The organism is Sphingopyxis granuli NBRC 100800, from assembly GCF_001591045.1.
GTDB classification, from domain to species: domain Bacteria; phylum Pseudomonadota; class Alphaproteobacteria; order Sphingomonadales; family Sphingomonadaceae; genus Sphingopyxis; species Sphingopyxis granuli.
Window position 1 is genome coordinate 73108 of the sequence record NZ_BCUA01000007.1, and the last position, 8336, is coordinate 81443.

The window sequence follows — 8336 nt, forward strand, 5'->3', positions numbered from 1 at the left end:
GGCGCGCGATTGTCCGCTCCGGCGGACCTCATCCATTTTCAGGACGGCTAGTGAAAGCAGAGATTGGCGATAAATCCGCGGCGAGCCGGGTACGCATGGGGCGCCCCGGCGCGGCCGGTGCGGGCCGCGACCGCTTCGCCCTCGCCGGAACGTCGCAGCCGTTCGACCCCCGCGTCGTCGCGATCCGCCCCGACCTCGCCGACATCGCGGTCGCCGGCCACTATTTCGCCCCGCACTATGCCGCGCCGATGATGCGGAGCTGCGTGCTTCCGGCGACGGCGCTGCGCGCCGACCCGGCGCCCGACGCCCGGCAGACGAGCGAGTTGCTGTTCGGCGAGGCCTTCGCGCTGCTCGACCTCACCGGCGGCTGGGCGTGGGGCTACAGCCTTGCCGATCATTATGTCGGCTATCTCGCCGCCGAAGCGCTCGGCGCGCCGATCGCCCCGACCCACCGCGTCACGGCCGCCGAGGCGATCCTGCACAGCGCGCCCGACGCCGCCAGCGGCGGATCGGCCATCCTGCCGCGCGGCGCGCTGGTCATGGGCGAGGAGCAGGGCGAATGGCTCGCGACGCCGCACGGCTTTCTGCCCCGCGCCGCGCTGGTCGAAGCGGACGACCGCGACGACGATCCAGCCGGCATAGCCGAAGCGCTGGTCGGCGCACCCTATCTGTGGGGCGGCCGCACCGCAAAGGGCATCGACTGCTCAGGGCTCGTCCAGCTGGCCTGGAGCGCGGCGGGCGTTCCGCTTCCGCGTGACAGCGACCTGCAGTTCGCAGCGCTCGGCCCCGACAGGATGGTCGATCCGGCCGCTCTCGCGCGCGGCGACCTCGTCTTCTTTCCCGGCCATGTCGGCATCATGACGGACCCCGAAACGATCGTCCATGCAAGCCGGCATTGGGGCGCGGTCAAGGCCGAGCCGCTCGCCGATCTGGTCGCGCGCGTCGCGGCCGAAGGCAAGGATCCGCCGATCATCGGCGCCCGGCGGCCGGGGCAGGCATGACACACACGGTCTTCATCGACGGCGCCGCCGGAACCACCGGCCTCGAGATCGCCGAGCGGCTCGCGGGGCGGGCCGAATTCACCCTGCTCACGCTCAACGATGCGCGGCGCAAGGACGCAGCGGCACGGCGCGAGGCGCTGAACGCCGCCGATTTCGTCATCCTCTGCCTGCCCGATGACGCGGCGCGGCAGGCGGTGGCGATGATCGACAACGACCGCACGCGGGTGATCGACGCCTCGACCGCGCATCGCGTCGCCCCCGGCTGGATCTACGGCTTTCCGGAGGTCCGCGGCCATGACGCGGTCGCGCAGGCCGCGCGCGTCTCCAACCCCGGCTGCTATTCGACCGGCTTCATCGCGCTCGTCGCGCCGCTCGTCCGCGCGGGTCTGCTGCCCGCCGACTGGCCCTATATCTGTCATGCGGTCAGCGGCTATTCGGGCGGCGGCAAGGCACTGATCGAACGCTTCGAGGCCGACCCCGACATCGCCTGGCGTGGTTATGCGCTGGCGCTCGGCCACAAGCATGTGCCGGAAATGCAGGCGCGCTGCGGTCTGGCGGTCGCCCCGCTCTTCTCGCCCGCCGTCGTCCCCGCACACCGCGGCATGGTGGTCGAGGTGCCGCTGCCGCTCGCGGCGATGCCCGGCGCCGCCTCGCCCGACGCGCTGCGCGCCGCGCTCGCCGATCATTATGCGGGCAGCACGGTCGTCGCGATGGGCACAGCGCCCGAAAGCGGAGAAATGCTGCTGCGCGCCTCCGACGGCGGCAGCGACCGGCTCGACCTGTTCCTGTTCGCCAGTGCCGATGCCAGCCAGGTCCGGCTCGTCGCGCGCCTCGACAATCTGGGCAAGGGCGCCAGCGGCGCCTGCATCCAGAACCTCAACATCATGGCGGGTTTGCCCGAAACCGCGGGGCTGCGCCTGTAAAGCGCCGCCGCGCTCAGTGAACGGTATCGAGCGGAGCCTCGATCGACAGATAGGTGATCAGCCGCTCGATCTGCCGCCAGCGCGCGAAATGGACGTGGTTGCCCAGCACGCGATATTGCTCGGCGCGCGCCGCCGCGGCGAAGCCCGCTTCCTCGCCATGATCGCGGATCAGCGCATCGGCTTCGTCGACCGCCGTGCGGTCGGCCAGGAAAGGTGCGGGCAGCTGCATGGAAACCCCGATCCGTTGCATCGAACCCGCCGTCTAGCGCGGCCGCATCACCGCGCCGTTCCCAACCGTGATGAACGATCCAGTAAGGTTAACGGGCACGTTCCGTCCCGCCCGCGTTTCGCGCTTTGCCGCGGCGAAGCGCCGGTGTAGACAGGCGCCATGCGCAAGATCGTCAAATATGCCGCCCTCGTCCTGCTGTTGATCCTGATCGCCGGCGGCATCGTCCTCTACATCCTGTCGCGCCCCGACGTGGCGCGCTTCTCGACCGCCGAACTCAGCGGCCGGGTGCCGGTGATGGCCTCGCAGCATCCCGAGAGCTTTCCGACGATGAACGTCCCCGAGGCGACGAGCTGGCCGGCCGGCGAAGCACCGCGGGCTGCCGAAGGTCTGACCGTCGCGCGCTTCGCCGACGGGCTCGACCACCCGCGCGCGATGCTGGTGCTGCCCAATGGCGACGTGCTGGTCGCCGAGGCGCAGAGCCCGCCGCGCGAGGACGGCGGGATCGAAGGCAAGGTGATGAAATCGCTGATGGGCAAGGCGGGTGCCGGCGGCGTGTCGGCAAACCGCATCACGCTGCTGCGCGACGCCGACGGTGACGGCAAGGCGGAAGTGCGCAGCGCCTATATCACCGGCCTCAACTCGCCTTACGGCATGGCGCTGGTGAAGGATACGCTCTACGTCGCCAACACCGACGCCATTCTCGCCTTCCCCTATGTCGAGGGCGCGACCAAGATGGCGGTCCAGGCGAAGAAGATCGCCGACCTGCCCGCAAAGGGCACCAACCGCCACTGGACGAAAAGCCTCGCCGCGGCGCCCAATGGCTGGCTCTATGTCGGCGTCGGCGCCGACAGCAACATCGGCGAAAAGGGCATGGCGAACGAGGTGAAGCGTGCCTCGGTGCTCGAGGTGCGGCCGGAGAACGGCTATGTGCGGACGTTCGCCGCGGGCATCCGCAATCCCGTCGGCCTCGCCTTCTATCCTGGCAGCGACCAGCTCTGGACCGTGGTCAACGAACGCGACATGCTGGGCAGCGACCTCGTTCCCGACTATCTGGCCGAGATCGACGAAGGCGATTTCTATGGCTGGCCCTGGTATTATTGGGGCGGCTACATCGATCCGCGCGTTGCGCCGCCCGAGGAGGATCAGCGCCAATATACCAAGCGCCCCGCCTATGGCCTCGGCGCGCATGTCGCGCCGCTGGGGATGACCTTCACCCAGGGACTCGACCTTGGCGAGCGCTGGGCGAACGGCGTGCTGGTCGCGCGCCACGGATCGTGGAACCGCGAACCCGCGACGGGCTATGACGTCGTCTTCGTCCGGTTCGGCACCAACAAGCGCCCCGCCGACGCGCTGCCGATCGTGCTCCTCGACCGCTTCCTCGCCGCCGACGGCAAGACGACGCGCGGCCGCCCCGCCGACGTCAAGGTCGCGAAAGACGGCAGCGCGCTGGTTGCCGACGACACCGGCGGCGTGATCTGGCGGGTCGCGAAGGCGGGATGACGACAAGTCCTACGTCACTCACTGTGTTCAGCGGTAACGACGAAGCCATCCATGACGCGATGACTTGGACGGACTTCCATGTCCGTTCGTGTCGAGCGTAGTCGAGACACCCATCAACCTGGTGCAATGCTTACGGGTGTCTCGACTACGCTCGACACGAACGGGACGATGGATCGAATTCGGCCGATACCATGGATCAGCGCCAACATCATCGCCGCCATGCTCCTGCGGCCGAAGCTCAAGGCAGCGTTTTCACGCCCCGCGGCATCACACCCGCATCGGCATCAGCACATAGAGCGCCGGGCTTTTCTCGCTTTCGCGGATCAGCGTCGGCGCATTGGCATCGGCGAGATGCAGTTCGACCGTGTCGCCATCGACCTGCCCCAATATGTCGCTGAGGTAGCGGGCGTTGAAGCCGATCTCCAGCGGCTCGCTGTCGTATCCGGCGGGCAGCTCCTCGGCCGCGGTGCCGTTTTCGGGGCTGGTCACCGACAGGGTGATACGATCCTTGTCGAGCCCGACCTTCACCGCGCGCGTCTTTTCGCTCGCGATCGTCGACACGCGGTCGACGCCCTGGAACAGGCTTTTCGGATCGACCTTCAGCAGCTTGTCGTTCGCGGTCGGGATGACGCGGCTATAGTCGGGGAAAGTGCCGTCGATCAGCTTCGACGTCAGCACCGCATGGCCGAGCTGGAAGCGGATCTTGGTCGCCGACAGGCTGACCTCGACATTGCCCTCAGCCTCGTCGAGCAGCTTGCGGATCTCGCCGACGCATTTGCGCGGCACGATCACGTCGGGCATCGCGCTCGCACCGTCGGGCCGCGTCACCGTATAGCGCGCGAGGCGGTGGCCGTCGGTGGCCGCGGCCTTCAGCACCGGCCCGCTCGCATCCTCCGCGACGTGCAGGAAGATGCCGTTGAGATAATAGCGCGTTTCCTCGGTCGAGATGGCGAAGCGCGTCTTGTCGATGATCTGGATCAGCTCGGCGACGGGCAGTTCGAAGCTGGTCGGCAGGTCGCCCTCGGCGATCACCGGGAAATCATCGCGCGGCAGCGTCGGCAGGTTGAAGTTCGAGCGGCCCGCCTTGACCTGCATCTTGCCATCGGCGGCGGCGAGGCTGACCTCAGCCCCCTCGGGCAGCTTGCGTGCGATCTCGAACAGCGTGTGCGCCGACACGGTCGTCGTGCCGGGCGTTTCGACCTTCGCGGCGACGGTCTCGACGACCTGAAGATCGAGGTCGGTCGCCATCAGTTTCAACTGCCCGCTGGCATCGGCTTCGATCAGGACGTTCGACAGGATCGGAATGGTATTGCGCCGTTCGACCACCGACTGGACGTGGCCGAGGCTCTTCAGAAGCACTGCGCGTTCGATCGTCGCTTTCATTCTTGTCCGCCATCCTGTGTCTTGCGGGAGAAGTCCCTGCGGGGGGCGGGCGATTCGGCGCCCCGATTCCCTGCCCCCGAAAATGCCAACCTTCCTTACCGAACGCATCGCGCCGCGCAACCCAATGCTTGCAAAGCCGAGCGTTTCGCGCAATCGGACCGGATGCGCCCGGCGCTTTTCCTCCTCCTGCTCGCGGCGCTGCCGGCCGCCGCCTGGGCGTCCCCGCGCACCGCGCTCGGCGTCTTCGACGGCTGGGGCGCCTTCCGCGAGGCCGCTACACCGCGCTGCTACGCCATCGCCGCGCCCGCGGCGACGATCGGCACGCCCCGCACAAAGGCCTATGCCAGCGTCGGCTATTGGCCCAAGGCGCGCATCCGCGGCCAATTCTATGTCCGCCTGTCGAAACCGCGCGGCGCCAACCGCGAATTGCGGCTGACCGTCGGCAGCCGCCGCTTCATCCTCACCGGCAACGGCCTCCATGGCTGGGCAAGCGACGCCCGCATGGACGCCGCGATCATTGCCGCGATGCGTTCGGCCCCGAGCATGAGCGTCGAGAGCAGCACCGAAAGCGGCGGCGCGATCGCCGACACCTATCGCCTGCGCGGCGCGGCGACCGCGATCGACGCGGCGGCACTGGGATGCGCGCGGGCGGGATAGCGCCGTCGCTGCGCCGTGCCTACTTCCGCGCCGCCTTCGCCTCCGGCGCCAGCGTTTCGACGACCTCGCCCGCCGCGTTGAGGAATTCGATCGCGCCATAGCCTTCGGGGGTCACCGTCAGCCGAACCCGCGCCCGGTCCTCCGCATCGGCGAGCGCCACTGATGGCGTGCCGTCCGCCGCGACGTCCAGCTTGATCCGGGTCGATGTCGCCACGCCGGGAACCAGACGATTTCCCAGCGCCGGCTCGCGAAGCAGCGGCGGTGCCTGGTTGATCGAGAAGCTCACCGCGCCGTCGGGCGCGACACGCCAGCCGATGGCATCCTGCGCCGGATGGTCGAGCGCCAGCACTGCCATGCTGCCGTTCGGCAGGTCGGCGACGCCGAACCCGCCGCGCTCGCTGCCCCGGGCATCGTAGAGGATCAGTCCCGACACGTCGAACGCCCGCTTATACTGGATGCCGTCGATGATCGGCGCCGGCGTGTCGGCGGCCAGGGTCATGCGGATCGTTCCGTCGTCTCCGACGATGTCGATTCGCTTGGCGGTAATGCGCTCGTGATCGACCGATTCGACGCGCAGGGCGGGATCGCGATCGGCGATGATCTTCTCGAGCGTCTCGATCGAAGGCGCCGCCGGCCGGGCGATCGCGGGCGCCGCGGCCAGGGATCCGACGAGCAGCAAGGGAAGGGCATATCGCGGGGGCATGATGGTATCTCGCAGAAAAGAGGGGAGGAACCGATGGAAACGACCCGATCGGCGGGCCCGCATCCTTGCCCGGTGGCGGCCGGAACCGTCAAGCATTCGCTCCCTTTTCTTCCGAGCGGATGGATCGTTACGCCGACCGACACGGATTCGACAGATTGTTGCGATGACGCTTGCCCCCACCCGCTTCTTTGCGCATGATCGCGGATGACTGCCGGGGACGCGTCCAGCAGAAAGGCGCGCCCTGCCCGGTCGAACGATTGGGATGAGGAGACAGCAGGATGAACGCGCCCGTGCGCTGTGACGGTACCGCCCGCGAGCGGCACAAGACGCTCGATTTCATCGGTTTGCGCGCCCATGCGACGACCGTCGGGCTGATCCAGCTTTGCGAGGAGCTGATGAACGCCGGCGTGCTGAGCGCAGAGGGATTGCAGCGGATCAAGGATGCGATCCGCATGGAACTGACCGTGTGCAATGTCCGGATTTCAGGGCAGTCGAACTTCGACGACACCTTGCGCCGCCGCCTCGACGCGATCTTTCCGCAGGCGCCCGGCCGCCCGCCCGAGGAGCCGGTCGGCCCGCTCACCGATTTCGAGGAAGCGATCGAGGAAGGCCTGCCGCACTGAGATGAAGGCGGGCGATGCGCGATTGCGCAAGCCCCCCTTCCCTCCTATATCGCCGCGCATCATGCAGATTCCCGGCCATATCGACCCGGTCACGACCGGCACCGTGCCGTTGCGCGGCGGCAACCGCATCGACCTGGTCGGGTTGACGCGCGAAGGGATTCGCGCCGCGCTGCAGGAAGCCGGGCTCGACGCCAAGGCGGCCAAGCTGCGCGCCAAGCAGATCTGGCACTGGATCTATCACCGCGGCGTCACCGAATTCGATGCGATGACCGACATCGCCAAAACGATGCGTCCGTGGCTGACCGAGCGGTTCATCGTCGGCCGCCCCACCGTCGTCACCGCGCAGGTGTCGAACGACGGCACCCGCAAATGGCTGCTCGCCGCCGCCGACGGCCAGGAATATGAGATGGTGTTCATCCCCGACGCGGATCGGGGAACGCTGTGCGTGTCGAGCCAGGTCGGCTGTACCCTCAACTGCCGCTTCTGCCACACCGGCACCATGCGCCTCGTCCGCAATCTGGGGGCCGGCGAGATCGTCGGACAGGTACTGCTCGCGCGCGACGCACTCGGCGAATGGCCGAAAGGAACGATGGCAGGCGGCGCGGAAGACGAGGAAGACGACGCCGGCCACTACACCGCCGATGGCCGCATGCTCACCAACATCGTGATGATGGGGATGGGCGAGCCGCTCTACAATTTCGACGAGGTCAAAGGCGCGCTGAAGATCGTCATGGACGGCGACGGGCTGGCGCTGTCCAAACGCCGCATCACCCTGTCGACGAGCGGTGTCGTGCCGATGATGGCGCGCGCGGGCGAGGAGATCGGTGTCAACCTCGCGGTATCGCTCCACGCGGTCAGCAAGGAAATCCGCGACGAGATCGTGCCGCTCAATCGCAAATACGGCATCGAGGAACTGCTCGCTGCCTGCGCCGCCTATCCGGGTGCGAACAATGCGCGGCGCATCACCTTCGAATATGTGATGCTGAAGGACAAGAACGACAGCGACGCCGACGCGCGCGAACTGGTGCGACTGCTCAAGCAGTATCGGCTGCCCGCGAAGGTCAACCTGATTCCGTTCAACCCGTGGCCCGGCGCGCCCTATGAATGCTCGCCGCCCGAGCGGGTGCGCGCGTTCAGCAACCTGATTTTCGAGGCGGGGATTTCGGCGCCGATCCGTACTCCGCGCGGGCGCGACATCATGGCCGCCTGCGGCCAGCTCAAGAGCGCGGCGACCAAGCCCACCCGCGCCGAACTCGACCGCATCGCCGAGGAAAAGCAGGCCGCGCTGGGCTAAAGCATGATGACTTTGGAAGGACT

Annotated in this window: 9 protein-coding genes; 6 read left to right on the forward strand and 3 right to left on the reverse strand. The window is 67.9% G+C overall.

The window, feature by feature from the left end:
• The first annotated feature begins 50 nt into the window (after positions 1-50).
• On the forward strand, positions 51-1001 hold the full coding sequence (locus tag SGR02S_RS03420) for a C40 family peptidase (protein WP_255211377.1): 951 nt from the start codon (positions 51-53) through the stop codon (positions 999-1001).
• Entirely contained in the window at positions 998-1924 is a 927-nt protein-coding gene (argC, locus tag SGR02S_RS03425; RefSeq protein ID WP_067105675.1) for an N-acetyl-gamma-glutamyl-phosphate reductase, read from the forward strand. Before SGR02S_RS03420 ends, argC begins: the two co-directional genes overlap by 4 nt.
• A gap of 13 nt (positions 1925-1937) precedes the next feature.
• Here argC and SGR02S_RS03430 read toward each other — a convergent pair whose 3' ends face one another.
• Positions 1938-2153, reverse strand: coding sequence for a hypothetical protein (locus SGR02S_RS03430; RefSeq protein ID WP_082796929.1), 216 nt, complete (start codon positions 2151-2153; stop codon positions 1938-1940).
• Between the two features lie 159 nt (positions 2154-2312).
• Between SGR02S_RS03430 and SGR02S_RS03435 the strand changes: the two genes are divergently transcribed.
• Positions 2313-3653, forward strand: coding sequence for a PQQ-dependent sugar dehydrogenase (locus SGR02S_RS03435; protein ID WP_067105677.1), 1341 nt, complete (start codon positions 2313-2315; stop codon positions 3651-3653).
• A gap of 267 nt (positions 3654-3920) precedes the next feature.
• Here SGR02S_RS03435 and dnaN read toward each other — a convergent pair whose 3' ends face one another.
• On the reverse strand, positions 3921-5036 hold the full coding sequence (gene dnaN, locus SGR02S_RS03440) for a DNA polymerase III subunit beta (protein ID WP_067105679.1): 1116 nt from the start codon (positions 5034-5036) through the stop codon (positions 3921-3923).
• A gap of 162 nt (positions 5037-5198) precedes the next feature.
• On the opposite strand from dnaN, the gene SGR02S_RS03445 reads away from it, so the two are divergent.
• On the forward strand, positions 5199-5693 hold the full coding sequence (locus SGR02S_RS03445) for a hypothetical protein (RefSeq protein WP_067105681.1): 495 nt from the start codon (positions 5199-5201) through the stop codon (positions 5691-5693).
• A gap of 19 nt (positions 5694-5712) precedes the next feature.
• On the opposite strand, the gene SGR02S_RS03450 is transcribed toward SGR02S_RS03445, so the two are convergent.
• Complete coding sequence (locus SGR02S_RS03450) at positions 5713-6396, reverse strand: hypothetical protein (RefSeq protein WP_067105683.1); 684 nt, start codon at positions 6394-6396, stop codon at positions 5713-5715.
• Positions 6397-6674: 278 nt separating this feature from the next.
• On the opposite strand from SGR02S_RS03450, the gene SGR02S_RS03455 reads away from it, so the two are divergent.
• Complete coding sequence (locus tag SGR02S_RS03455; RefSeq protein WP_067105685.1) at positions 6675-7019, forward strand: hypothetical protein; 345 nt, start codon at positions 6675-6677, stop codon at positions 7017-7019.
• 61 nt (positions 7020-7080) lie between these two features.
• Positions 7081-8313: a dual-specificity RNA methyltransferase RlmN gene (gene rlmN / locus SGR02S_RS03460; protein ID WP_174521636.1), complete on the forward strand. Its 1233-nt coding sequence runs from the start codon at positions 7081-7083 to the stop codon at positions 8311-8313.
• Positions 8314-8336 lie beyond the last annotated feature (23 nt).